Raw genomic sequence first — 26,114 nt, 5'->3', positions numbered from 1 at the left:
CCGAAGCATGCCGATACGTAGTGTGAAAAAACGGTCCGTTAAGCCCGACCAAGCGGTATCGGAGGATTTTTTTGTACCCGACCTATGTCGGGTCCGGGCCGTGTTCATGCTGCTCATCATCAGCGAGCTGATGGTGCTGTTGCTATCGGTGATTCACGCTGAACGACAGTGGATCGACTGGAACTATTTTGGCTTGCTGTCATTGTTTGTGCAGTGGACCGTCCTCACCAGTGCCGCCCTGATATGCCTGATCCGACGCTGGCTGCAACGGTTCAGCATCGGGGGCGTCACCGCCACCATCACGCTGCTGGTGGTACTGGACGTGCTGGTCTTCAGCCTGTTCGCGGACCAGGTCCTGCACCCGGGCTATTCCCCCAACGGCTGGCAAGCCGTTGGTAAGAACTTGCTGTTGGCGATGATCATCACTTTAATGGTGTTGCGTTATTTTTACCTTCAACACCAATGGCAACAACAACGCCAAGCGGAGATGCAGGCCCGCCTGACGGCACTGCAGGCGCGCATTCACCCACATTTTCTATTCAACAGCATGAACACCATCGCCAGCCTCATTGTGACTCGACCTGAGCAGGCGGAAGAAGCGGTGCTGGATTTATCGGAGCTGTTTCGAGCCAGCCTACGAACCCAGGACCGGCTGATTCCGCTGGGCGAAGAACTGGCGCTGTGTCGGCGCTACCTGATGATTGAGGGGCTGCGTCTGGGCGACCGGTTATCCGTTGAGTGGGCCATGGAAGGCAATCTGGATCTCCAGGCGATACCGCCCCTGACCATTCAACCCCTGGTTGAGAACGCCATCTATCACGGCATTCAACCACGGCCCGAGGGGGGCAAAATCCGCATTGAAGGTTATCGCAAAGGCGACTATGTCTATTTAATGGTGCAAAACCCGAGGCCGGCGACCGGCCAACACAACCACGTGGGCAACCGAATGGCACTGGACAATATCCAGGCCCGATTGCGAGCATTGTTTGGCGAACCTGCCGTGCTCAAACACAGCCAACAGGATGACACCTATACCGTGACTCTGAGACTGCCCTGGCAGAACGTGGGCCACGCCCAACCGACCCCCCCGGAACCGATCCCATGATTGAGCCCACACACCAGACCGTACTGATTGCCGACGACGAACCCCTGGCACGGGAGCGCATTCGTCGGCTGGTGGAAGCGCTGCCGAACTATCGGGTCTGCGGCGAGGCCGGAGACGGTGACAAGACTCTGAGCGCGATCGCCGAACACGAGCCCGATATCGTCTTGCTGGATATCCGCATGCCCGGCATGGACGGCCTCGAAGTCGCTGAGAAACTGAACACCCTGAGCAGTCCGCCGGCGATTATTTTTTGCACCGCCTACGATCATTACGCCATTACTGCCTTTGAAGTACAGGCCATCGCGTATCTGCTCAAACCGGTACGACGGGAAGCATTAGGCGAGGCGCTGGCTCGTGCCGGCCGGGTGAATCGAGTTCAATTGCGCGCCCTTGGCAGCCGCGCAAAAACCGGCAGTGACCAGTTGGCAGTTAAAACCCATCGCGGCACCGAGCTGATTGAGCTGAATAGCATTCACTACTGTGAAGCCGATCAAAAGTGCGTCACGCTTCACCATGCCGGTGGCGAGACCGTCACGGACTTCACCCTTAAGGAATTGGAAAGCCGCTACGCCCAGGACCTCCTCCGCATTCACCGGCACACCCTGGTCGGTGCCCGGTTTATCCAGTCCCTCGTGCGCTCAAGTGAAGGCCACTACCACATCGTACTTAAAAACGTCGCCCGCCAACTGGCTGTCAGCCGCCGCCACTCTGCCGCCGTCCGGCAATGGCTGAACGAGCATCAGCCGGGATAGGCGGGACATTTGCCCCGTCACAAGGTAGGCTTAGAGAACCTCTAAATAAGTCTGTTGGCAATTCTGGCTGTCAGGGACCGCCCCTTCGGGCAAGCCTTGCGGGCCTCCTGGCTCGGCATTGCGAAACTCGGCCAGGGCGTGGCGATTCCCGGCAGGTATGTGCCCTGCCAGTCAAGCCCTCAAGACCTGCAGAATCGTCCATAGACTTATTCAGAGGCTCCTTAGACATTCATTTTCAACCTTGGCCATGTTCACTACTATGTCTCAACGCACACTTCGTATCGCAACTCGGAACAGCGCCCTGGCCTTGTGGCAGGCGGAATTCATCAAGGCCGAGCTGGAACGCCTTCACAGCCACATCACGGTTGAGTTGATCGGTATCAAGACCCAGGGCGACAAGATTCTCGACGTGCCGCTGGCCAAAATTGGCGGTAAGGGTCTGTTCGTCAAGGAACTGGAAGAAGCCATGATGGACGGCCGCGCCGACCTCGCTGTGCACTCAATGAAAGATGTGCCCATGCACTTTCCCGAAGGCCTCGGCCTGGTTGCCATATGTAAACGCGAGGACCCGACGGACGCCTTTGTCAGCAACCAGTTCGACTCCGTCGACGCCCTGCCTCAGGGCGCGATCGTAGGCACCGCCAGCCTGCGCCGGGAGTCGCAATTGCGAGCTTACCGCCCGGACCTCGAGATCCGCACGCTGCGAGGCAACGTCAATACCCGGCTGGCCAAACTGGATGCCGGCGATTACGACGCCATTGTGCTGGCCAGCTCCGGCCTCAAACGCCTCGGTTTTGATGCGCGCATACGCTATTCCATGCCGGACACCATTTCACTGCCGGCGGTGGGTCAGGGTGCCCTGGGCATTGAATGCCGCCTGGATGATCAAGAGCTGATCGACCTGCTGGCGCCACTGGACCACACGGATTCGTCCGACCGGGTCAAGGCCGAGCGCGCCTTGAACCGTCGCCTCGAAGGCGGCTGCCAGGTACCCATCGCTGCTTACGCATTGCTCGAAGACAACGACACGATCTGGCTTCGCGGCCTGGTCGGCGCCGTCGACGGCACCGAAATTTTTCGGGTGGAGGGTCGCGCGCCGCGATCCGAGGGCGAACGCCTCGGTCGCGAGCTCGCGGAGGATCTACTGGCTTTGGGCGCCGACCGGGTACTGGCGGAAATTTATGGCCACACGCCCAAGTAAGTTACCGCTGCACAACCGGCGCATCCTGGTCTGCCGACCGCAGCCCGAAGCCAACAGACTGGCGGCCAGCCTTCGGCACGCCGGGGCCGTGGTTAAAACATTCCCCATGATTGAGCGGGCAATTACCGCTGAAACCCCAAGCCAGCGCACACTGGTACAACATCTGGACCTGTTCCAGCACATCATCGCAGTCAGCCCCTTTGCCGCTGAGCAGTTGCTGGCGCGGGCCGACACCTGGTGGCCACAACTGCCAATCCAGCTACACTGGTATGGGGTAGGCGCCGCCACTGCAGCGGTTTTTACCCACGCGGGCCTGAGCCCCCACCAACCCGACCAGGGTTTTACCAGCGAACAGTTGCTGGCGTTACCGACCCTGGCCACACCATCCGGAGACAAAGTATTGCTGGCCAAAGGGGAACAGGGGCGCGATTTAATCCGTACTACGCTGGAGCACCGGGGTGCCCAGGTCTCTGAATTGGCGCTGTACCAGCGGCGGCGACCAGACTATACCCAGACTGACATCGACGACGCGCTGGTGCGCTTCAACCCGGACGCCATCATCACCTTGTCCATGGAAACATTGAACAATCTCATCGCACTGAGTAAGAATACCAACCATAATCTGGAACAATGCCTGCTGGTGGTGCCAGCCGAGCGAGTCGCTGATCAGGCTCGACACGCTGGCTTCAACCGGGTGTGCCTGCCAGACAGCTTGCACGATGATGCGATTGTGACCTGTATTGCCGATCATCTGGCTTCGCCCAGCCATGACACTGCAGACTCAACAACAGCCCAGTAAGGACGCCTGTGACTGAATCAAATGTTCAACTGCCTGCCACTGTAAATAAACCAAAACCTGCCCGACCCCGTCTCTGGCCGCTTTGGCTGATGGCCTCCCTGGCGCTGGTTGCCACGGTGCTATTGGCGCTTTGGGGCTGGCAGCAATGGCAAGACCAAAAATCACTGGCGCAGGCAATCGGCTACGTTGAGAAGACCGCGGAGCGCCTTGAGGACACTTACAGCCAAACCGGTGGCCAGCAGGCACAGCGTATTCAGGCACTGGAAGCGATGCTTGCCGATCTGCGGGAGAAGCTGGCAACCCAGCAGCGTCAGATTGATCACACTGCGCGCGAACTGCTCGAAGCGGGTAACCGCACCCGTACCGACTGGCTGTTGGCCGAAGCCGAGTATCTGCTGCGCGTGGCGAATCAGCGCATGCTGATTGAAAAAGACTTCCGGGGCGCCCTGGCGGCCCTGAAATCCGCCGACCAGGTCCTCGCCGAAACGGATGACATCGGTGTCTACCCCGTGCGGGAACAAGTAGCAAAAGACATTCTGGCGCTCCGCGGGATTGCCGATGTTGATCGCACGGGCCTGTATTTACAGCTGGAAGCGGCCATCGGCAGTATTCACCAACTGACGGACAGCGCACTGATCGAAAAAGAGGCCCTGACGATCGCCGGCGCCAGTGACGACGCGGCATCTGACAGCACCGATAATGTTTTTCTGCGAGCGTGGCGCCAAACGAAAGAAACTCTCGGTCAGGTGGTGGTGGTTCGCCGCCTGGATACACCTGTGAAGGCACTGATGTCGCCGGAGCAAAGTGCCTATGCGCGGCTGAACATGCAACTTATGCTCGAAGAGGCTGAGTTGGCCGTACTGAGAGGTAATCAAACCCTGTATGACCGCGCACTGGCGAAAGCCACCAATGCACTGACAACCTGGTACGACACCAGCGATGAACGCATTCGGGCACTGCAGGCGTCACTGGACGAATTACAGGGCAAAAGCATTGATCCCGCATTACCCGATATCAGTCAGTCACTGGTGTTGCTAAAGGCGCGCATTGCCGGTCGCACCTCCAGACCAGACAGCGACACCCGCAAGGACAGCGGAGGCGACACGCTATGATTCGGCTGTTACTGATTCTGCTGATTGCCCTGCTGATTGGCGCCGGACTGAGCCTGGGTTTGCAATACGATCTGGGTTACATTCGCATCAGCCTGGGCCATTATCTGCTTGAAACAAACTTCTGGGTCGGGTTGTGCGCGCTGCTTCTACTGGTTGGCGGTTTGTTATTAACGGCCAACCTGATCCGGCGTTTCTCCCGCAGCGCCGGCATGATGACCGGCTGGCTTGCCCGCGGCAATGAGCGCCGTGCGAGACGCCGGACAACCCAGGGTCTACTGGCGTTGGCCGAGGGCAATTGGCCCCGAGCACGAAAACTGCTGGAGGCGTCCGCCAGTCACGCTGACACCCCCCTGATCAACTATCTGGCCGCGGCCCAGGCAGCCTTCGAATCCGGTGACCACGAGGCCGTGGACGAGCTGTTGCGGAAAGCCTTCGATAGTACACCGGGTTCGGATATGGCGGTGGGCATCACCCAGGCGCAACTACAGCTGGCAGGTAACCGGCTGGAGCAAGCGCTGGCAACCCTGATTCGCTTACGCAAGCGCACGCCGCACCATCCATTTGTGCTGAAACTGCTCAAGAATGCGTATTTTCGGTTGGAAGATTGGCGGGAACTGTCCCGGCTGCTGCCGGAACTGCGCAAACGCGACCTGATTGATAAAAATGAACTCGACCAGCTTGAGCGCACCACCTGGCTCAACCTGCTGCAGCGGGCCGCCGAGGACTGCCGGCGTCAATCGGCTTCGGGCAATGATTCGCTCGAACCGTTAACCAAACTGTGGGACGAGCTTCCCGGCGTAATGCGGCGCGATGAACACACCATTCGCGAATACGCGCGCCTGCTGGCCTCGCTGGGGGATGAAGCACAAGCTGAAACGCTGTTGCGTAAGGTATTGCGGAACCACTGGAGCGACGAGCTAATCAACTTGTACGGACGCCTGCAAGGCAGCAAACCGGATGAACAGCTCTTGACGGCCGAGCGCTGGCTACAAAACCGTCCCAATAACGCCGAACTGTTGCTGGCGCTGGGGCGTCTCAGCCTACGAAACGAGCTGTGGGGCAAGGCCCGGGAGTATTTCGACACCAGTCTGCGGTTACGCCGAAGCCGGGAAACCATGGCTGAGCTGAGCCGCCTGAACGCGCACATGGGCGAAGACGAAACCAGCATGAAGTTGTTGATGCAAGGACTCGTGAAGGACAGTGGACTGCCGGACCTGCCCATGCCGAAAGCCTGAGATCAGGCTTGTCATGGGCAGGGCTACGCCTGCGTCACCGTGGCGCGTATTCCAGCACGTCAGACAAGAACGCCCCGGCCGGCAAACCAGCTTCGACCAGGGCATCCATCAAGGTGTACACCATGGTGGGCGAACCACTCGCCATGACCTGAACGTCCGACCAGTCGCTGCGAGTGGCCAGCACGGACCCTACCAACTGGTCATGGTGACCGCTCCAGTCATTATCCTCGTCGTCGCCGACCACCGGAATGAAAGTAAACGGCGGCCAGGTCTCATGCCACTGTTGGGCCAGGGATCGCAAGTACATATCCTCAAGACGACGCACACCCCAGAACAGACTGACCGGCTGTTCGGAGTTCGTGGTGCGAAGGTAATCCACCATGCTTTTCATCTGAGCAAATCCGGTGCCGGCAGCGACCATCACCAACGGTTTTTCCGGCGCGGCGGCCAGGCAGGCGTGGCCATGCGGTAACTGCAGAGTAACGGCCTGACCCGATTTGAGGGCGTCCACTACCCGCTGTGCGGACACCCAGTCCGGTGACGCCTGGATGTGCAGTTCCAGGTGCTGATCCAGCGGGCTGCTGGCAATGGAAAAGTAACAGGGCTCGGCGTCAGGCAGAACAACCGACAGATATTGCCCGGCATGGAATTCCAGCTCGCGGCGACGCGGCAACTGCAGTTCAACCCGGTAAACATCGTGGCTGATAGAGTGCACCCCTACCACATTGGCCTGAAATTCACGGGGTGTCGTTTGTCCTGCTGCCATAACGGCCTCAATCTCCAGTTCGAGTGAGCTGCGCGCCTGTGTGCGGCAAAGCATCAGGCGCGTAGCGGGCGATAGTGTCTGTTGGTTTCGGGTATTCAGAGCGGTGCCGTCGATGAGCCTGGCTTCACACAACTCACAGACCCCGTTGCGGCAGGCAAAAGGCACCGCAATGCCGGCTTGGGTCGCCGCCGCTAGCAAATCGTCTGCCTCGGATGCCAGAAAGGACAGCTTTGAGGGCTGCAAGTAAACCCGGTGCAGCGCCCCGGCAGCCTTGCCTGGCTCGGGAACCGGATCGCGCTCGTTCATATCAGTCGGGGTGCGCGCCCTCCGAATCAATGCCCAGGCTATCCCACAGCTCGTCCACCCGCTGACGGACATCCGCCGTCATGGCAATGGGCGTGCCCCATTCGCGTTCGGTTTCGCCGGGCCATTTGTTGGTGGCATCAAGCCCCATTTTGGAACCCAGGCCCGCCACCGGCGACGCAAAGTCGAGATAATCAATCGGCGTGTTCTCCACCATCATGGTGTCCCGTATTGGATCCATACGCGTAGTCATGGCCCAAATAACGTCTTTCCAGTCCCGCGCATTCACGTCATCATCCGTCACGATGACAAATTTGGTGTACATGAATTGCCGTAAAAATGACCATACTCCCATCATGACGCGCTTGGCATGGCCAGGGTACTGCTTTTTCATGGTTACGATGGCCAGTCGATAAGAACACCCCTCCGGCGGCAGATAAAAATCGACAATCTCCGGAAACTGCTTCTGCAGTATTGGGATGAATACTTCGTTCAACGCCACACCGAGAATCGCAGGCTCATCCGGTGGACGACCGGTATAGGTGCTGTGATAAATCGGATCCCGGCGGTGAGTCATGCGCTCCACTGTAAACACCGGGAACTGCTCTACTTCGTTGTAATACCCGGTATGGTCGCCAAACGGGCCTTCCGGGGCAGTGTCCTCAGGGTAAATAAAGCCTTCCAACACAATTTCGGCGCTGGCCGGAACCTGCAACTCACTCAGCTGGGCCTTGACCAGTTCGGTGCGGGCTCCGCGCAGCAAGCCGGCAAACGCATACTCTGACAGCGAGTCTGGCACCGGCGTCACCGCTCCGAGAATGGTGGCCGGGTCGGCGCCCAACGCCACCGCGACCGGAAACGGTTCCCCCGGATGAGCCTGCTGCCATTCCTGAAAATCCAAGGCACCACCGCGATGGCTTAGCCACCGCATGATCAATCGGTTTTTTCCGATCAACTGCTGGCGATAGATGCCGAGGTTCTGACGTTCCTTGTGAGGCCCGCGGGTAATGACCAATGGCCAGGTCACGAGCGGTCCCGCATCACCCGGCCAGCAATGCTGGATCGGAATCTGATGAAGATCGACGGCGTCTTTCTCGACCACCACCTCCTGGCAGGGCGCCGAGCGTAACACTTTCGGACTCATTTTCATGACCTTCCGAAAGACCGGCAATTTTTCGAGCGCGTCTTTGAAACCCTTGGGCGGGTCAGGTTCCTTCAGGAAGGCCAGCAGTTTGCCAACATCCCGCAAGCTGGCAACATCGTCCTGCCCCATTCCCATGGCCACGCGCTTGGGCGTACCAAACAGGTTGGCCAGCACCGGCATGGAATGACCTTTCGGACGCTCAAACAACAGCGCCGGGCCGCCAGCACGCAGGGTCCGGTCACAGATCTCGGTCATTTCCAGATAGGGGTCGACTTCCACGGCAATACGCTTGAGCTCGCCCTGCTGTTCCAGCTGGTCGATAAAATCGCGAAGGTCATTGTATTTCATGGAGTGCCCCGTGGTGGCGTGTCAGGGAGACGTGTACGAGGATTAGCAAGAAATGGATGGCGGGGCCTGAATTTCAGGCCCCGCTCGAGAAGGTCATCCAGACGTCGCGTCGACTAGCGCCGCTTCATCGACAGGAAGAACTCGTCGTTAGTCTTGGTTTCACGCAGTTTATCCAGCAGAAACTCCAGCGCGGCAGTGTCGTCGTCCATGGAGTGCAAAAGCTTGCGCAGTATCCAGACCCGCTGAATATCGGCTTCCGCCATTAACAAGTCCTCGCGACGAGTGCCTGAGCGGCGAATATTGATCGCAGGATAGACTCGTTTCTCTGCAATACGGCGGTCCATATGAACCTCCATATTACCGGTACCCTTGAACTCTTCGTAGATCACTTCATCCATTTTGGACCCGGTGTCTACCAGCGCCGTCGCCAGGATGGTCAGACTGCCGCCCTCTTCCACGTTCCGGGCCGCACCAAAGAAACGCTTGGGCTTTTCCAGGGCGTGAGCGTCCACACCGCCAGTCAGCACTTTACCCGAAGACGGAATCACGGTGTTGTAAGCGCGGGCCAGGCGCGTGATGGAATCCAACAGGATCACCACGTCTTTCTTGTGCTCAACCAGTCGCTTGGCCTTCTCGATTACCATCTCGGCAACCTGGACGTGACGGGCCGGTGGCTCGTCAAATGTCGACGCAATCACTTCACCGCGCACCGTGCGCTGCATTTCGGTTACTTCTTCCGGCCGCTCATCAATCAGCAGCACCATCACGTGGCACTCAGGGTTGTTGCGCGTGATCGACTGGGCGATGGTTTGCATCAGTATCGTCTTACCCGCTTTCGGTGGCGATACGATCAAGCCGCGCTGACCTTTACCAATGGGCGCAACCAAATCCAGTACCCGGGATGACAGATCCTCGGTACTGCCGTTACCGGCTTCAAGCCCCAGGCGCTCATCCGGAAACAGCGGCGTCAGGTTTTCAAACAGAATTTTGTTGCGGGCATTGTCCGGCTTGTCAAAGTTGATTTCATTGACTTTTAACAGCGCAAAATACCGTTCACCGTCTTTCGGTGGGCGAATTTTACCCGCTACCGTATCGCCGGTGCGGAGGTTAAAACGCCGGATCTGGCTGGGGGACACATAAATATCGTCCGGACCGGCAAGATAGGAAGCGTCAGCTGAGCGCAGAAAGCCGAAGCCATCCTGCAGAATCTCCAGTACGCCATCACCGTAAATGTCTTCGCCGCCTTTGGCGTGTCTTTTCAATATTGAGAAGATCACGTCTTGTTTGCGCGAACGGGCCAGGTTATCGAGACCCATTTCCTGCGCAATTTCGAGCAGTTCGGGTACGGACTTCTGCTTCAGTTCAGTAAGGTTCATAAGTTATTAGATAATCAAGAATGGAAGTAAACAGGGTTTGAGTAGACAGGGACGTCCCTGGCCATGTTGTGTAAAGATGCTTAATTCAGTTTGGGACAGGATCTAGCCGACGGGCGCCGAATAGAACTCTATTTAATACTGTGGTTAACACTTCGTGTTGCTGGTGCTAAATCAGACTCGCTGAAACACGTTTGACTCATTCTACTTTGTTATTCAGATCACTGGCTGGACGATCACTCTGTGCCACAAGCTACGTCAATTTCGAAGACTGCAGCAAATAAAGTAAACTAAAGAAACGCCAGTTCGTCAAACGAACATCGATAGTTCTACAGGACACGTCAGATGTCAAGTGCTTGGACTACCCGATTGGCGATCATTATAACAACAAATCCACCCAATACCAGCCCTTCCAATCCCACACAGTGAACGGGATACTGGTAATCCTGAATCGCCACTAACGGAGCTAGCAACAGGTATGAGCATCAACACAGAGGCACGCCCCCTTAACCTTGCCCTCTTGACCGTGTCTGACAGCCGTGGGCCAGAAGCCGATACCTCAGGCCAATACCTTGAGGATCAGGTGTTGGCCGCCGGCCATACACTGCAGGCCAGACGACTTCTGCCCGATGACGTGTATCTGATACGAGCCCTGATCTCGCAATGGATCGCCGACCCGGCGGTTCACGGTGTTCTGATCACCGGCGGTACCGGGTTCCTGGAACGTGACAGCACCCCGGAAGCGCTTCGGCCATTGTTTGATAAGTCCATCGAGGGTTTTGGCGAAGAATTTCGGCGCCTGTCGGTGGCTAGCATTGGATCATCCACCGTTCAATCCCGAGCCTTTGCAGGACTGGCCAACCATACTGTTATATTTTGCCTGCCTGGCTCCACCGGCGCATGCCGCACTGGCTGGGAAGGCATTCTCAAGGAACAACTGGACAGCACACACACACCCTGCAATTTTTGTGGTCTGGTGTTGCGCAAACCGGAGCGCGCGATCCATCGCCTCAGTCAGCGAATTGGCAGCAAGGGGCGCGGCTGATGCCACAACCACTGTCATCACTTGAGGCCGCGCACGCCCATTTGTTGAGCCATGCCAGAGCTGTCGATGAAACCGAGACCGTATCACTCGATGCGGCTCTGGGGCGCATACTTGCGAGCGACCTGTATGTGACCGCCGATGTGCCGCCAGCGGACAACAGTTCCGTTGACGGGTATGCGCTGTGCAGTGACGATCTCAATGGCACCGGGGTGTTGGCCGTGTCAGCCCGTATCGCAGCGGGCTATGAAGGTGCCAGACTGATCAAAGGCACTGCCGCGCGAATATTCACTGGCGCTCCGGTGCCGTCCGGTGCCGACACCGTGATCATGCAAGAAGATACGGAACAGACGCCAGAAGGCATCAGGCTGACCGGCAGCCCCACGCCTGGACAGAACATTCGACGCCGGGGGCAAGATCTGAAAACCGGCGATCTGGCGCTGGCTCGCGGCACTCACATCCGGGCTCAGGAGATGGGACTCATCGCCTCACTTGGTCTGGCTGAGGCGCCGGTCATGCGAAAACTTCGGGTGTCAGTGCTGACCACCGGCGACGAGCTGGTGGCACCGGGTCAGCCGCTGCAACCGGGGCAAATATTCAACACCAACGGCTTCACACTTCGCGGCTTGTTACAACAACTCCACTGTGAGCTGGTGATGTGCGAAACCGTAAGGGACACCCAAGAAGCCACAGCCGGGGCGTTGGAGGCCGCGGCCCAGCACTCAGACCTCGTCATTACCAGTGGTGGCGTGTCCGTTGGTGAAGAAGATCACCTCCGGGCGATACTGGAACGGTCCGGTGGTTTATCGCTGTGGCGACTGGCTATTAAGCCTGGCAAACCGCTGGCTTTTGGCCGCATCCACAACACTCCGGTATTGGGTTTGCCAGGCAATCCGGCCGCGGTTCTGGTGGCGTTCCTGATTCTGGGTGCACCTTACATTCGCCGGTGCCAGGGCGACACCTCGTCAGCACCGCAGGGAGAAACGCTACCGGCGGCCTTTGCGGTTGATAAGCCCTCCATTCGCCGCGAATTCATGCGGGCCCGCAAAGAACGGATCGACGGTCAATGCCAGGTCTCGGTGTTTCCCAACCAAAGTTCCGGAATGCTCAGCTCCGCCTGCTGGGCCGAGGGTCTTGCGGTGGTACCCGAGCACACAACGGTCCAACCTGGCGACCTCATTACCTATTACACATTCACCGAACTGTTGGGATAATTGGTCTATGAACTCGAACACCATGACGGTTTCCGTACTCTTTTTTGCCCGGCTGCGAGAGTCTCTTGGTACCGGCGAGTTACAGCTAACGGTGCCAAGTGCCACCACGGTTGATGGCTTACTGACCATCCTGACTGAAAAGGGCGGACCTTGGTCACAGCTTAAAGGTGGCGCACCGGTCATGATTGCGGTGAACCAGACCATGACAACCACGTCGACCCTCTTGCAGGATCAAGATGAAGTGGCTCTGTTTCCACCGGTAACGGGAGGCTGAGATGGTCATCATTCAGACTGACGATTTTGATACCACACACGAGTATGCCCTGCTGCGCCAGACGGGCCCCGGCACCGGCGCCATCGTGACCTTCACCGGCCTGGTCCGCGATCGGGGCGATTGCAACGACGTGGAAGGCCTGTACCTGGAGCACTATCCGGGCATGACCGAACGGGTTATCCAAGGGCTGATCGACCAGGCCGCCCAGCGCTGGTCCATCCTCGACGCCCGAGTCATCCACCGGGTCGGCGCCCTGGCATTGAGCGACCAGATTGTTTACGTCGGCATTTGTAGCGCACATCGCAGCGACGGGTTTGCGGCGTGTCAGTTTATTATGGATGCACTCAAAACAACGGCGCCGTTCTGGAAGAAGGAAATCACCAGGGAAGGCGGCCATTGGGTCGAACAGAAAGCCTCAGACCAGCAGCGAACCGAGCATTGGCTCGATCAGGCCCCAGACTGATCAACCCCGGTCACATGCTACATTTGTGACTGCCAGCAACCCGGACACCGGCACCATGCACGCATGAGGCGGCAGGTCAGCACCTTCAGCACCCGCCTGGCGTGCGCCTCGTGGGAGCGATTGGCCCTGAACAGCACCGCCGATACAACGCTGTCCAGCGCCTCGGCTGTCAACTCAAGGATGCCCGTGTTCGCCAGGGGCAAGCACGGTTCACGCCTCGCATGCGATGCGCCCGCCTATTGGCACCGGGCTCGCAACACTCGCCGGGGCGGTCTGCATCCTTTGCATCACTCATTGACCCATGCGCTGGACGGCCACTGCCGAACGACCTTTTGCTTTATCGTCCTGCCAAAAAAAACCGCCCCATGAACCAGGTTCATGGGGCGGTTTTCAGCGTTTGATCTGCCAGCAATCAGAGGTTGCTGTCGAGAAACGCCACCAATTGTGATTTGGACAAGGCGCCCACTTTCGTCGCATCGACATTGCCGTTCTTGAACAGCATCAGGGTTGGAATACCACGAATGTTGAACTTGGGCGGTGTCTGCTCATTCTCATCAATATTGAGTTTGCAGATTTTCAGCTTGCCTTCGTATTCATCGGCGATTTCTTCCAATACCGGCGCAATCATTTTGCATGGGCCACACCACTCGGCCCAGTAATCAACCAATACCGGAGTGTCAGACTGCAGTACGTCCTGTTCAAACGACCCATCGCTTACATTGATGATATTTCCACTCATTACATTATCCCGCTTCTGGCCAGCGCGGATCTCAATAAGACCCGGGCGTGCTCTTTGATCTGTTTACCGGCAGAGGACACGAAGTCCTGCTACCCTGAAAGCCTACCTTGATAACGCCCTACTCTACGCGAATCCCTGCCGCTCTGTGAAGCAGTTCCTGCTAGCAGCAAACCAAGCCGCGGCCGCAATTCACCGTGGAACCAAACGCCATTGCTGACAGGCCCGTAATGTTTCGCTTATAGTGGCTCTGAATCCGGTGGCCAACGCCCCGTTATGTGTGGGCCACCCCTGCATCGGAGCGGACTGATTCAGTCACCGCCATGTCAATGCTTCCACACACGCCTGACTAGATATAGGGCCTGAAAAGAGGAATTCAAGACACGTGACGGTCCCATCCTCCACTGCCCCAGCCGAGCTACTCGCAGCCATCGACATGGGTTCCAACAGTTTCCATATGGTCGTTGCCCGACTGGTGCACGGTGAAATCCGTACCCTTGAGAAAATGGGCGAGAAAGTTCAGCTCGGGGCCGGTCTTGACACCAGCAACAACCTCACCGAAGCCGCCCAACAACGCGGCCTGGAATGCCTTGGGCGGTTTGCCCAACGGCTCGGCGGAATGCCCAGCAGTGCGGTTCAGGTGGTGGGCACCAATGCCTTGCGGGTCGCGCGCAACGCCAACGAATTCATGGACCGGGCAGAACAGGTGCTGGGCTATCCGGTGGAAATCATTGCCGGGCGCGAAGAGGCAAGACTGATATACCTCGGCGTATCCCACACCCTATCGGACGATACCGGGCGACGCCTGGTGATTGATATCGGCGGCGGCAGCACCGAATTCGTGATCGGCGAGCGCTTTGAAGCCCAGGAACTGGACAGTCTTCACATGGGCTGCGTGTCTTTCCGCAACTTGTACTTCCCTGACGGCAAAATCACCCGGCGCCAGATGGATCGCGCCGTGACGCACGGGGCCCAGGAACTGCTCAACATTCGCCATCGGTTCCGACGCCTGGGCTGGCAAAGTGCGGTCGGGTCCTCCGGCTCCATCAAGGCCATCAGCCACGCGATGACCGTGCTCAAGATTTCCGACGGCACCATTACCCTGAAAGCCATGCGGGATTTGCGCCGTCGTCTGATCGACATGGAAACCACCAGCCGCCTCAGCGAGCTGGGCATTCGAGCGGACCGGCAAAGCATATTTCCAGCCGGTTTTGCCATCCTATTAGCTGCTTTCGAGTCTCTGGGGATTGATGAAATGACCTACGCTGACGGTGCTCTGCGGGAAGGCTTGCTGTACGACATTGTCGGCCGCATTCAACATGAAGACGTGCGCGAACGGACCATTCAGGCTCTGCAAGAGCGGTACCATGTCGATCAGCAGCATGCCAAAGCCGTCGAGGATACCGCCATGGCAGCTTATAATCAGGTGGCTGATGAATGGGAAGTCCGGACTGCCGCTGACGAAGAAGCCCTCAGTTGGGCCTGCCGCCTGCATGAAATTGGCCTCACAATCTCGCACAGCCAATACCATAAGCACGGCGCTTACCTGCTGCGCTACTCTGACTTGCCCGGTTTCAGCCAGAATTTTCAGCGAGACTTGGCCACCCTGGTCCGGGGTCACCGCCGAAAGTTCTCGCCTGCCATTTTCGAAGGTCTCGACAGCGAGGACATCCGACGATTGCGCTACCTGTGTGTCCTCACCCGGCTGGCGATCCTGATTCAACACCCTCGCAATCATGAGGCACCGCCAAATTTCGAACTGGCAGCCAGTGACAAGGCTCTCACCGTTCATTTCCCACCCGGCTGGCTGGACGACCGCCCGCTGACCCGGGCGGACCTGGACAATGAGCAAGACTATCTGGCCAAACAAGGCTTCCAGTTGACAGTGATCAGCTAGCGCCGGGGCCGGCGGGCTCATGCTCGGCACACGGCCTCCACGCCAGATTTTAGTGACCGCTCCTCCCGGCCGGAACCACATTACCGGTCGCAGAGCCAGCGCTTTGGCCCAAACCATCGACAGCACACATTCAGTATCGCGTCCGCCTAGACACCGGCGGTCGTTTGGGCTTCGAGCTCTTCCACCGTTTCGCTGACTTCCAGCCAATCCGCCTCGATGTCGTCCAACTCCCGCTTACAGTCGGTCTGCCGGGCCAGCTTTTCCTTCAACGCCGCTTTGTTAGACTCATCGTACAGCCTAGGATCCGACAGGGCCTGTTCCAGCTCCGCCAATGTAATCTGGAGCGCATCCATTCTCGATTCGAGACTGGCCTGACGTTTGCGATAGGGACTGATTTTCTGGCGCAGCGCCGCCTCAGCGCGCTTACGGGCTTTCCGGTCATCGGCACTTTCCGCCGGCACTTCGCACGCCTGCGATGACGCCGCCGCTTCATCACCGGGTGACGTCTCCCGTTTCGGTGCGACAGCCTCATCGACCCGGCGGTCGGCCAGCCAGCGTTCGTAATCTTCCAGATCACCCTCATAGCTGGTAACCCGACCCTCATTGACCAACCAGAATTCATCCACAGTGTTGCGCAGCAGGTGACGATCGTGAGAAACAATGACAATGGCGCCGTCAAAGCTTTGCAGCGCCATGGTGAGCGCCTGTCGCATATCGAGATCCAAATGGTTGGTTGGCTCGTCTAGCAACAGCAGGTTTGGGCGCTGCCAGGCAATGACCGCCAACGCTACGCGAGCTTTTTCACCGCCGGAAAAGGTACGGATACGGCTCAACGCCTCGTCTCCGTGGAAATTGAAGCCGCCGAGAAAATTGCGGATTTTTTGCTCCGAGGCGGTTGGGGTCAGTCGTTGCAGATGCACAAACGGGCTGGCATCGAGATCGAGCGATTCCAACTGGTGCTGGGCAAAGTAGCCCACCGCGAGATGTTCACCGGTTGTCCGTTCCCCCGCCAACAAGGTTTTCTGCCCTCTCAGTGCGTCCATCAGGGTCGATTTACCGGCGCCATTCGGACCAAGAAGCCCAATCCGGCTGCCCGGCAACAACGTTTGGTTCAGGCCTTTAAGAATAACGGTATCACCGTGCCCTGCCTGCCCGTCGCGAAGTGACAACAACGGGTTGGAAACTTTTTCCGCGACTGGAAACTCAAAATGAAAGGGTGAATCGACGTGAGCTGGCGCAATACGCTCCATGCGCTCCAGCGCCTTTACCCGGCTTTGGGCCTGCCTCGCCTTGGTGGCCTGAGCCCGGAACCGGTCGATAAAACGCTGGATTTGCGCAATCTCAGCCTGCTGCTTTTCAAACCCTGCCTGCTGCTGAGCCAGACGCTCGCTACGCTGCAGTTCGAACGCGGAATAATTACCACTGTAGGTATCCAGTCTGCGTTGATCAAAATGCACAACATGGGTGGCCACCCGGTCCATGAAGTCCCGGTCATGGGAGATAAACAGCAAAGTCCCCGGATAGCGACGCAGCCAGTTCTCGAGCCAAAGGCAAGCGTCCAGGTCCAGGTGGTTGGTGGGTTCGTCCAATAACAGCAGATCCGAGGGACGCATCAGCGCCTGCGCCAGATTCAGGCGTATCCGCCAGCCCCCCGAAAACGCCGACACGGGTCGGTCGGCGTCCGCATCCGAGAAGCCCAGCCCACGGATCAGCGCCTCAGCCCGGCGAGCGGCCGACCAGGCCTCGTGGATGTCCAGCTCACCGTGAATTCTTGCTTGCGCATGATCGTCACCCCGAGCCTCGGCCCGGGTGAGTTCGGCCTCCATACGCCGGAGTTCAACATCGCCATCCAGCACAAAATCCCGTGCGCTGCGATCCGAGGCGGCCACCTCCTGCGCCATGTGCGCAACCCGACATCCACCCGGCAAAGAGACGTTACCGCTCTCTGGCGACAGACCGCCCAGAAATAGCTGGAACAGGCTGGATTTGCCGGCACCGTTGGCACCAACGATGGCAACTCGTTGACCTGATTGGATAGTGACGTTGACGTGTTCTAGCAACCACACGCCACCCCGTTGTAAACTAAGATTTGATATTGAAAGCATGGCGGCATTCTAACAGGGAACATTCAGTGCCTGTTATCGTCCCGTACGAATTGACTGCGATTTATATTGGTGGCGGTAAACCCGTTATACTGGTAAGCGAGCAAGGCATATCATGATGGCTAGAACGGGCATGCCACCGGCAGCGTCACTGAACATGGAATCGCCGTTGTGGCAATTTGCCCTGTCACTGTGGCGAATAACCGACGCTGAACGCGCGTGTCTGGCACTTCAGGCCCAGGGCTGGAGTGTTACACGCATTTTATGCGCCTGTTGGTTGGCAAGCCTTGGAAAGACTTACCCAGGGGATTCGCCCTCGGTATCGCACTGGCGGGAGAGCGTTACCCAGCACTTGCGTGACTTGCGGCAGGCAATGCCGAAAGATAACGTCACGCTGACGGCGTTGCGAACCAGGCTTGCCGCAGCCGAACTGGAGGCCGAGCGCATCGAATTGGCACTGGCCTATGATGCGGTAAGCCCCATCACAGAGCAGGAGTCGGACAAGCAGCCCTTGTCCCCGGAGCTGCTGCGCCGAAACATACATTCTGCTGCACCGGATACCAACATGATCAACGGGGAAACAGAGCACGCGATCGATTCACTGACCCGTTTGCTGGTCAATCTGCAACCGTCAAACCGGGAGTTTTCGCTGTGATGATTCGCTGGCTCATTCGGCTTGCCTTTCCTGCTCTGGGCTTGCTGATGGTTTTGATTTTTTTCGGCATCAATGACCCCGAGTCCATGGGCTCGGCGCCCAATGCTTCAATGCCCGCCGAGGCAGCGGAAACCATGCCGTCGTTCGAGGGACTGGTGCCCACGCCGATCCCCGAGGACGGGCCCGAGATTGTCTTCAAATGGAAAGATAAAGAAGGCAGTTGGCACTACGCCGACGCGCCGCCGGCCCAAGGGGCCTGGAATGCCCTCGCGGTAGAACCGTCAGCCAAGAAACTTTCGTCACCCATGCCCTCCAGTGACCCAGAAAGCGACTGGCAGTCACCCTACACCGCGCCATTCTCACTGAGCCCAGAGCATCGTCGCAACGGAACCTGAAGCCCGGGCTCGTCTCCTTTTCGCAACGAGTGAGTAGGCCGCCCTCCGGCGCCCGTACTGTCGGGTATTGGCCATAACGGGCTTAGCCAAACTTTCTTACTGCTTGTTTAGTGGCATAACACCCCCAAAACAAGTTACCGTTTCGACTTTCTTTCAATACATGACCCACGGAATAAAGGACGCAATCATGAAAAAGACGTTTATTGCCCTCGCCATTACTGGCGTTATTGGCGCTGGCATCGCGAGCACTCTGGTCGCAGCCGAGCCAGACCTCAAAACCACCGATGAAAAAGTCAGCTATGGCATGGGGCTTGTTCTCGGCGAGCGCATGCGCAATGACCTGCCCGACCTGCAAATGGAGCAGTTTCTTCAAGGCATCCAACACGGAAATGCCGGTGGCGACGAAGCGCGCATGAGCCGCGAGGAGATTCAGGCGGCCCTGCAGGAGTATCAGCAGTCCATGCAGAAGAAGCAGATGGCTGAAATGGAACAGCTGGCCACGGACAACCAGGCCGCCGGCGCCAGCTTCCTGAAAGAAAATGCAGAGCGTGACGAAGTCATGACGACGGATTCCGGCCTGCAATACGAAGTGATTGAAGAAGGCGAAGGTGACAAACCGACCGCAGACGATCAGGTGAAAGTTCACTACACAGGCGCATTGCTTAACGGGGAAGTCTTCGACAGCTCCCGTGACCGTGGCGAGCCGGTAACGTTCGGACTGTCCCAGGTCATCCCAGGCTGGACCGAAGGTCTGCAGCTCATGAGCGAAGGCAGCCGCTATAAGCTGTACATCCCGTCTGAACTGGCTTATGGCCCCGGCGGCAACCGTTCAATCGGCCCCAATGAAACCCTGGTGTTCGATGTGGAGTTGCTGGAAATCAATCCGGAAGCAGCGAAGTAAGCAGAGACAGAACAGGCCGGCTGTCTGAGACAGCCGGCCTGTTTTCTTATAGGGACGTTCCCTCTGACGATCCACCGCTCGTTAAGCAGACGACATCACTTTTTCCGCGTGTACGTTGTGCAGATGCTCAATCAGGAAATCCTCAAGCTCGAAGCGCGTTTCGAGGTTTTCACCCAGCTTCGAGAGCTCATCAAACAAAACGGCCAGATCCCCACTGGCTAGCGAGCCACCATCCAGACGGTCATTGAAATTGAGCGCGACTCCCGTGGTTTGTTCAATGCGCGGATAGATTTTGGCCGCCAACTCCAGGCCGCCATCATCAAATTCTTTCGCTTCCCGAATCAGTTGCTCATAAATTTCAAAGTGTCCCGCAGAAACATAGTCCAATAGCCCTTCACATAACTGTTCGAATTTTTCCTGGACCCCTGGTCCTGTGCGTGAGGCCTCTTCAATGCCAGACAACTCACAATAGTGAACAATCAACTGCTGACGGCTCTTGAGCCAACGATCAATCAGATCACTGACGCCACCCCAGCGCTCCTTGGCATTGTGACAATTCTCTAACATGACGCCTCCCGACTCTGCTTGATGCGCTTCTTGTATGAGTTTGACTCAAGTTACCCCAAGCCGTTGCCTGTCGGCAAGAAACACTGTGTATCCGAACAAAAAAGTCGGTTCTGCGCCCATCAAATCAGCGTCCCGGGGAGCGGAACACACCCGACATCAGCATCACCCCGACGACAATCACCAGGGTAAAGAAAACGGCGGTCCAGCCCGCGATGCTCAACCCCATGAAACGCCAGAGCACCTCAGCACAATCCCCGGTCCCCCGGACCGCCGTCTTCAGCACCTCCAACAATGGGAACACTTCCAGCAGGTATTCCACCGAGGGCCCGCATGCCGGCACCTGATCTTCCGGTAACGATTGCAACCAGAGCTGACGCCCTGCCAGCCCAAGACCGGCCAGCGAACAGAGCGCGAGCACGCCACCATAAACCCGGCCACCGATCCCGGTCGGGTTGTGCAGTGCTGCCACCAGGCTGACCAAGCCAATTGCCATAAAGGCGTAACGCTGAAGCCAGCACAACGGGCAAGGTTCCAGACCCATCACGTATTCCATGTAAAACGCAACCGCCAACAGCGCGGCACACAGCAGAAAAACGAAAGCAAATACAGTTCGGCGATTCAAGCGTTACCCTCATCGGTTCGTTGGGCCTCAGGACAGCGGCGACCGGGCTGCAACTCGGTCGTTGGCCTGCTATCCTTCTGGAGAAACTACGGATCACATGCCGTGGGTAGTCATGGCGATCGTTTGACCTGACGCTAAAACAGGTCACCCTGACGGGCCTGAACCACCGAAATGCAAGCGGCCGGACGAACGGACCATCCGCGGGCACAGTGCCCGCACACTAAACCGCAAACACAAAAGAACTTCAAGCTTATGACCTCACTCTCAATGCGTCTTGCCACCGGTCTGCTGCTCATCGTGTCAGCCTTGCCACTCGTCAACCTTCATGCTGAAGAGCAGGCACCGGCATCCGATGCGGCCGAAACGGACGCCGAGCCCACGCAAACCATTTACATCGACATGGGTAAAAATTTCATCACCCAGGTTGGCAAACCGACCAGCAAACTGGCCTATCTGAAAGCGGATGTTACTTTGCGGGTGTCGTCGTCGGAGGTTCAGAAAGCGGTGGATGCTCACATGCCGCGGCTGCGTCATGAGTTGGTTATGCTGTTTGGTGAGCAACAGGATCTCGACACCCTGTCATCCACCCAGGGGCAGGAGACCCTGGGTTCCGAGGCGCGGGAGCGCATTAATCGTGCCCTGAGCGCACAGCGCGTTGAGGACGGTGTTCAGGATGTTTTGTTCACCACCTTTGTGGTGCAGCGCTAGCCTATCGGTTCAGGGAGGCGAGTCGGACTCAGGCGATTCGGGCAACAACACCATTGGACGCATCAATGTCTTTTATTGACTCGACACTGTCCTCCCAGCCGGCCTCCCAAGCCGCCATCACCACGTCACCACGGTAGGGGCAACGCTCCCGGGCCATGTGCATGGAGGCGGCCATGTAGCCCTGGCGGTAAGCCTTGTTCAACGCTTCTACGTCCCAGCCCAGCTTGATATCTCTGGCCATCATGGTTCTCCTTTACCGCCGGGTGGATGCCGGTGCAGCATCGCTCACGCTGTTACAAAAACTAACAGCGCTTTTCAGCTCTGACAAGTGGTTGTGCGGTTTCTGTGCGGCAGGTCCGTTTTCAATCCGAGGGCGAGATCAGGACTCTAGGTAATCGGCCAAAAATATCTCAAAGGGCCGCTTGTCCGACGCTTCCAGTACCTGCTGCTCGGCCAGCGAATCGCGGCTCATTTTCTCAAACTCCAGCCGCGTCTCATCACTGAGCCCCTGCACTTGAAGCGTTTGCTGATGTGCCTGGGAAATGGACAACCCCCACTCACGATGCCCCATGCCCGCGTCTCTCATGGCCGTGATGACCTGGGCGGACGGAATCGTACCGGGATCATCAATTTTACCCTGCTGGACGGCCAGGGCCTCGCCGTAGGTGGTTCCGCCCACCAGACTGTCCAGCTTTTCAGCCAGCGGCGCCAGCTTGTCCAGCATTTGTTGACCCGCGGTTTTCAGCGGCACCCTGCTGCCGGCGAGGCACAGCGGCAAATCACTGGCGCCGCCGTGCTTGATGACCTCTTTGTAGTTGCGATCGAGACGACCGCACTCTTCGTCATCAATCACTGAGCTGTCGGACAACAGGCAGTCCAGCAGGAACAGATCGAGGAAATCCACTTGCGCCTCATTCACACCAACGGGTGAGAAAGGGTCCAGGTCCAGACACCGCACCTCGATGTACTCGACACCCCGTGAATTCAGCGCCTGTATCGGCTTCTCGCCGGTATGGGTGGTGCGCTTGGGCCGTACCGCGCTGTAATACTCGTTCTCAATCTGCAGGATGTTGGTGTTGATCTGAATGAACTGATCGCCCCGGCGGGTGCCGATTTTTTCATACACAGGCCAGGGCGTGTGAATGGCGCGGGCCAGCGTGTCGGTGTAAGTGCTCAGCTTATTAAAACAGATGTCCAGCGACGACTGGGCGTTATTGTGGTAACCCAGATCACCCATGCGTAACGACGTGGTGTCCTCGCCGTACCAGGTGTTGTCGTTGAATCGTGTCAGGTCATGGGGCATATCCGAGACAAAACTGGCGTCCAGGGCCGGGGACGCGCCGAACAGGTACATCAGCAACCAGCTGCGACGGCGGAAATTGCGTACCAGCCAGAAATACTGGTCGGATTTAAAATCCTGCAGCGTCTGATCATTGCCGACGGCGGTTTGCCAGAGGCTCCAAAAGCTGTCAGGCAACGACAGGTTATAGTGGGCACCGGCGATGCTCTGCATCATGCGCCCATAACGTACCGCCAGACCCTGACGGTAAACATGCTTGAGCTGGCCAATATTGGAGGTGCCGTATTCCGCAATCGGGATACTTTCATCACCTCGTAATTCACAGGGCATACTGGGCGACCAGAACACCTCATCACCCAGATGCATCTGGACGAAACTGTGGGTTTCCCTGAGCGCCGCCAGCATCCCCTCGGTACTGTCACAAACCGGCGTAATCAGCTCCAGCAATGATTCGGAATAATCGGTGGTGATCCGTGGGTGGGTCAATGCGGAACCCAGCACTTTCGGATGCGGCGTCTGCGCGATGAACCCATTGCGATCAACCCGCAAGCCTTCTTTCTCAACACCTTTCCGAAATCCGTGCCATTGCGCAGCGCTGAACTGCTGGAAAAGCTGTTGCCGGGAAGCACCCATGTAAGACTCCTGTTATGCCGAGTTGGGCTGTGCCGTTAGGTTACCCGGTGGTTCTGTATCGAAGCCAAAACGGTCACAGACGCGTTATGACTTACCTTTCCTGGCTGACGCCATCGCCTGCGCCAGGGCACCGGCCATCGCACCCGGGGGTGCTTTTTCGCCCCGGCCGGACTGCGTCGAGCGTGGCGCCGGCTTGGACGCGGCCGACTGGGTCGCCGGCCGACTGCTTTTTGCTCCCGCCCCGCCAGGCTGATCGTCCATGCGCATCGACAGCGCGATGCGCTTACGGGGGATGTCCACATCCATTACTTTGACTTTAACGATATCACCGGCTTTGACCACTTCACGAGGATCTTTGATGAATTCATGGGACAAGGCCGATATGTGGACCAGACCGTCCTGGTGCACCCCAACGTCCACAAAGGCGCCGAAGTTCGTCACATTGGTGACGGTTCCTTCCAGGACCATGCCCGGCTCCAGATCCTTGAGCGTTTCGACGCCCTCCTGAAAACTGGCGAACCGGAATTCAGGTCTGGGGTCGCGGCCCGGTTTTTCAAGTTCCGCCAGAATATCTTTAATGGTCGGCAAGCCAAACCGCTCACTGACAAAATCCTGAGCATTTAAGGTTCGCAAAAAGGCCGAGTCACCGACAATCTGGGCCACATCCCGCCCGCTCTTGTCAGCGATAGCCTTAACGACACCATAGGCTTCCGGATGCACCGATGAGCGGTCGAGGGGGTTCTCACCATCGGCAATGCGCAGGAAGCCGGCGGCCTGTTCAAACGTCCGTGCTCCCAGGCGCGCCACATCAAGCAGTTGCTTGCGACTGCGAAACACGCCGTTGCGGTTGCGGAAGTCCACGATATTTTCGGCAATGGTCTGATTCAAACCCGCCACCCTTGCCAGCAGAGGAATGGAGGCCGTATTGAGATCGACACCCACCCCGTTTACACAGTCCTCCACCACCGCATCAAGACTGCGGGCGAGTTGCACCTGGGACACGTCGTGTTGATATTGACCCACGCCAATCGACTTTGGTTCAATTTTGACCATTTCCGCCAGCGGATCCTGCAGCCGGCGGGCAATGGACACGGCACCACGGATGGTCACGTCAAGGTCGGGCAGCTCCTTGGAAGCGAATTCGGACGCGGAATAGATTGACGCACCGGACTCACTAACCACAATGCGGGCCAGGTTCAGTTCCGGATAACGCTTAATCAGGTCCGCCACCAGCTTCTCAGTCTCTCTCGAAGCGGTACCGTTGCCGATCGCCACCAACTCGATCTGGTATTGCCGGGCCCATTTGGCCAACTGTTCAATGGACCCATCCCACTGGTTTTTGGGTGCGTGTGGGAAAATAGCGCCGTGGCCGGCCACCTGGCCGGTGCCATCAATGATCGCAACTTTCACACCGGTGCGCAGTCCCGGATCAAGGCCCAGCGTCGGACGAGGGCCGGCGGGCGCCAACAGCAGCAAATCTTTCAGGTTGGCGGCAAAGACATTAATGGCCTCGGTTTCCGCCGCTTCGCGCACCTGCCCCATCAGATCGGTCTCGATCTGAGTTGACAGCTTTACCCGCCAGGTCCAGCGCACAACTTCCGCCAGCCAGCGATCCGCAGGACGACCCGCGTCCCTGATTTGCCAACGGGCGGCGATGCGCTGCTCGGCAGGATGCGGTTGGCGGCGATCGTCTTCGCCATCCCCCACCACCAGGGTATACCCGAGGATGCCCTCGTTGCGGCCCCGCAGGATGGCAAGTGCACGGTGAGACGGCACCTTTTTCAGTGGCTCGACATGGTCAAAGTAATCGCGGAACTTGGCGCCTTCGGTCTCTTTGCCTTCAAGAACGGAGACCTTGAGCTGGCCTTCCTGCCAGATAAAGTCACGCAACCGGCCCAGCAGCTCGGCATCTTCGGCAAAGCGCTCCATCAAAATGGCCCGTGCGCCGTCGAGCGCGGCTTTGACGTCCGTAATGCCAGCGTCTTCATTCAGAAAATCGGCCGCCAGTGACTCGGGGTTCTGATCCGGGTCATCAAAGAGCGTATTGGCCAGAGGCTCAAGACCCGCCTCCCGGGCAATTTGGGCTTTGGTCCGGCGCTTTGGCTTGTAGGGCAGGTACAGGTCTTCCAGCCGGTTTTTAGCCTCGGCCTGCTCGATGGAGGCCCGCAATTCGTCGGTGAGCTTGCCTTGCTCTTCGATGCTTTTGAGAATCGTTGCTCGCCGGTCTTCCAACTCGCGTAAATACCGCAGGCGTTCTTCCAGGGTTCGCAACTGGCTATCATCCAGGGACCCCGTCACTTCCTTCCGGTAACGGGCGATAAACGGCACCGTTGCGCCTTCGTCCAGCATCGCAACGGTCGCTACGACCTGTTGCTCCCGAACACCCAGTTCATCCGCAATACGATTGGAAATACTGTTCATGCAACCTCATTTGTAACGCGGTTAAGGAAGCTGGGCAGCCTCAGAA

25 protein-coding genes are annotated in these 26,114 nt (G+C 57.9%); 15 read left to right on the top strand and 10 right to left on the bottom strand.

Annotated features, from left to right (window positions below; translation table 11 throughout):
• The first annotated feature begins 7 nt into the window (after positions 1-7).
• The 6 genes from GRX64_RS18890 (at position 8) to GRX64_RS18865 (ending at position 6,204) form a co-directional block, all read left to right on the top strand.
• Positions 8-1,105 (top strand): sensor histidine kinase, encoded by a 1,098-nt coding sequence (locus tag GRX64_RS18890; RefSeq protein WP_166269632.1) that lies wholly within the window; start codon positions 8-10, stop codon positions 1,103-1,105.
• On the top strand, positions 1,102-1,857 hold the full coding sequence (locus GRX64_RS18885; RefSeq protein WP_166269630.1) for a LytR/AlgR family response regulator transcription factor: 756 nt from the start codon (positions 1,102-1,104) through the stop codon (positions 1,855-1,857). Before GRX64_RS18890 ends, GRX64_RS18885 begins: the two co-directional genes overlap by 4 nt.
• A 259-nt stretch (positions 1,858-2,116) precedes the next feature.
• Entirely contained in the window at positions 2,117-3,058 is a 942-nt protein-coding gene (gene hemC, locus GRX64_RS18880; RefSeq protein ID WP_166269628.1) for a hydroxymethylbilane synthase, read from the top strand.
• Positions 3,039-3,857, top strand: coding sequence for a uroporphyrinogen-III synthase (locus GRX64_RS18875; protein ID WP_166269626.1), 819 nt, complete (start codon positions 3,039-3,041; stop codon positions 3,855-3,857). Before hemC ends, GRX64_RS18875 begins: the two co-directional genes overlap by 20 nt.
• A gap of 8 nt (positions 3,858-3,865) precedes the next feature.
• Entirely contained in the window at positions 3,866-4,969 is a 1,104-nt protein-coding gene (locus tag GRX64_RS18870) for a uroporphyrinogen-III C-methyltransferase (protein ID WP_235937752.1), read from the top strand.
• Positions 4,966-6,204 (top strand): heme biosynthesis HemY N-terminal domain-containing protein, encoded by a 1,239-nt coding sequence (locus GRX64_RS18865; RefSeq protein WP_166269624.1) that lies wholly within the window; start codon positions 4,966-4,968, stop codon positions 6,202-6,204. Before GRX64_RS18870 ends, GRX64_RS18865 begins: the two co-directional genes overlap by 4 nt.
• Before the next feature lie 34 nt (positions 6,205-6,238).
• Here GRX64_RS18865 and GRX64_RS18860 read toward each other — a convergent pair whose 3' ends face one another.
• From GRX64_RS18860 to rho, 3 genes are all read right to left on the bottom strand, one after another.
• Positions 6,239-7,276 (bottom strand): 2Fe-2S iron-sulfur cluster-binding protein, encoded by a 1,038-nt coding sequence (locus GRX64_RS18860; RefSeq protein ID WP_207308839.1) that lies wholly within the window; start codon positions 7,274-7,276, stop codon positions 6,239-6,241.
• A 1-nt stretch (position 7,277) separates the two neighbouring features.
• Positions 7,278-8,765: a 4-hydroxy-3-polyprenylbenzoate decarboxylase gene (gene ubiD, locus GRX64_RS18855; protein WP_166269622.1), complete on the bottom strand. Its 1,488-nt coding sequence runs from the start codon at positions 8,763-8,765 to the stop codon at positions 7,278-7,280.
• Between the two features lie 113 nt (positions 8,766-8,878).
• Positions 8,879-10,141, bottom strand: a complete 1,263-nt coding sequence (gene rho / locus GRX64_RS18850; protein WP_166269620.1) for a transcription termination factor Rho — start codon at positions 10,139-10,141, stop codon at positions 8,879-8,881.
• A 475-nt stretch (positions 10,142-10,616) separates the two neighbouring features.
• Between rho and moaB the strand changes: the two genes are divergently transcribed.
• From moaB to GRX64_RS18830, 4 genes are read left to right on the top strand one after another with little or no spacing between them, the layout of a single operon-like run.
• A complete protein-coding gene (moaB, locus tag GRX64_RS18845) occupies positions 10,617-11,183 on the top strand; it encodes a molybdenum cofactor biosynthesis protein B (RefSeq protein WP_166269618.1) in 567 nt (188 codons plus the stop codon).
• On the top strand, positions 11,183-12,394 hold the full coding sequence (locus tag GRX64_RS18840; RefSeq protein WP_166269616.1) for a molybdopterin molybdotransferase MoeA: 1,212 nt from the start codon (positions 11,183-11,185) through the stop codon (positions 12,392-12,394). The genes moaB and GRX64_RS18840 overlap by 1 nt, the downstream gene beginning before the upstream one ends.
• Before the next feature lie 7 nt (positions 12,395-12,401).
• Entirely contained in the window at positions 12,402-12,668 is a 267-nt protein-coding gene (gene moaD / locus GRX64_RS18835) for a molybdopterin converting factor subunit 1 (RefSeq protein ID WP_166269614.1), read from the top strand.
• Between the two features lies 1 nt (position 12,669).
• The gene (locus tag GRX64_RS18830; RefSeq protein ID WP_166269612.1) at positions 12,670-13,131 is read left to right on the top strand and encodes a molybdenum cofactor biosynthesis protein MoaE; all 462 of its coding nucleotides are present in this window, start codon (positions 12,670-12,672) and stop codon (positions 13,129-13,131) included.
• Between the two features lie 412 nt (positions 13,132-13,543).
• Here the strand turns inward: GRX64_RS18830 and trxA are convergent, their stop codons facing one another.
• A complete protein-coding gene (gene trxA / locus GRX64_RS18825) occupies positions 13,544-13,870 on the bottom strand; it encodes a thioredoxin TrxA (protein ID WP_166269610.1) in 327 nt (108 codons plus the stop codon).
• Between the two features lie 382 nt (positions 13,871-14,252).
• Between trxA and ppx the strand changes: the two genes are divergently transcribed.
• Positions 14,253-15,764 carry an exopolyphosphatase gene (gene ppx / locus GRX64_RS18820; RefSeq protein ID WP_282433958.1) on the top strand — a complete coding sequence of 504 codons (1,512 nt, stop codon included), beginning with the start codon at positions 14,253-14,255 and terminating at the stop codon, positions 15,762-15,764.
• 146 nt (positions 15,765-15,910) lie between these two features.
• Here the strand turns inward: ppx and GRX64_RS18815 are convergent, their stop codons facing one another.
• Positions 15,911-17,869, bottom strand: a complete 1,959-nt coding sequence (locus GRX64_RS18815) for an ATP-binding cassette domain-containing protein (protein ID WP_166269609.1) — start codon at positions 17,867-17,869, stop codon at positions 15,911-15,913.
• Between the two features lie 112 nt (positions 17,870-17,981).
• Between GRX64_RS18815 and GRX64_RS18810 the strand changes: the two genes are divergently transcribed.
• The 3 genes from GRX64_RS18810 to bamJ all read left to right on the top strand — a co-directional run bounded on the left by GRX64_RS18810 (position 17,982) and on the right by bamJ (position 19,817).
• Positions 17,982-18,521 carry a TIGR02444 family protein gene (locus GRX64_RS18810; protein WP_166269607.1) on the top strand — a complete coding sequence of 180 codons (540 nt, stop codon included), beginning with the start codon at positions 17,982-17,984 and terminating at the stop codon, positions 18,519-18,521.
• Positions 18,521-18,916: a DUF4124 domain-containing protein gene (locus tag GRX64_RS18805; RefSeq protein WP_345790099.1), complete on the top strand. Its 396-nt coding sequence runs from the start codon at positions 18,521-18,523 to the stop codon at positions 18,914-18,916. The genes GRX64_RS18810 and GRX64_RS18805 overlap by 1 nt, the downstream gene beginning before the upstream one ends.
• A gap of 187 nt (positions 18,917-19,103) precedes the next feature.
• Entirely contained in the window at positions 19,104-19,817 is a 714-nt protein-coding gene (gene bamJ, locus GRX64_RS18800) for a BamJ family beta-barrel-assembly machinery protein (RefSeq protein WP_166269603.1), read from the top strand.
• Between the two features lie 81 nt (positions 19,818-19,898).
• Here bamJ and rsd read toward each other — a convergent pair whose 3' ends face one another.
• Positions 19,899-20,384 (bottom strand): sigma D regulator, encoded by a 486-nt coding sequence (rsd, locus tag GRX64_RS18795; protein WP_166269601.1) that lies wholly within the window; start codon positions 20,382-20,384, stop codon positions 19,899-19,901.
• Positions 20,385-20,508: 124 nt separating this feature from the next.
• On the bottom strand, positions 20,509-21,006 hold the full coding sequence (locus tag GRX64_RS18790; protein ID WP_166269599.1) for a disulfide bond formation protein B: 498 nt from the start codon (positions 21,004-21,006) through the stop codon (positions 20,509-20,511).
• A 252-nt stretch (positions 21,007-21,258) separates the two neighbouring features.
• Between GRX64_RS18790 and GRX64_RS18785 the strand changes: the two genes are divergently transcribed.
• Positions 21,259-21,714 carry a flagellar basal body-associated FliL family protein gene (locus tag GRX64_RS18785; protein ID WP_166269597.1) on the top strand — a complete coding sequence of 152 codons (456 nt, stop codon included), beginning with the start codon at positions 21,259-21,261 and terminating at the stop codon, positions 21,712-21,714.
• 28 nt (positions 21,715-21,742) lie between these two features.
• Here the strand turns inward: GRX64_RS18785 and rmf are convergent, their stop codons facing one another.
• The 3 genes from rmf to GRX64_RS18770 all read right to left on the bottom strand — a co-directional run bounded on the left by rmf (position 21,743) and on the right by GRX64_RS18770 (position 26,068).
• A complete protein-coding gene (gene rmf, locus GRX64_RS18780) occupies positions 21,743-21,958 on the bottom strand; it encodes a ribosome modulation factor (RefSeq protein WP_427901674.1) in 216 nt (71 codons plus the stop codon).
• A 135-nt stretch (positions 21,959-22,093) separates the two neighbouring features.
• Positions 22,094-23,647: a glutamate--cysteine ligase gene (gene gshA, locus GRX64_RS18775; RefSeq protein ID WP_166269596.1), complete on the bottom strand. Its 1,554-nt coding sequence runs from the start codon at positions 23,645-23,647 to the stop codon at positions 22,094-22,096.
• An 84-nt stretch (positions 23,648-23,731) separates the two neighbouring features.
• Positions 23,732-26,068 carry a Tex family protein gene (locus GRX64_RS18770; protein WP_166269594.1) on the bottom strand — a complete coding sequence of 779 codons (2,337 nt, stop codon included), beginning with the start codon at positions 26,066-26,068 and terminating at the stop codon, positions 23,732-23,734.
• Positions 26,069-26,114: the final 46 nt, after the last annotated feature.

The organism is Marinobacter caseinilyticus (assembly GCF_011074955.1).
GTDB lineage: Bacteria > Pseudomonadota > Gammaproteobacteria > Pseudomonadales > Oleiphilaceae > Marinobacter > Marinobacter caseinilyticus.
The sequence above is the reverse complement of the archived record's forward strand: the minus strand, read 5'-3'. Positions and strand labels throughout refer to the sequence as shown.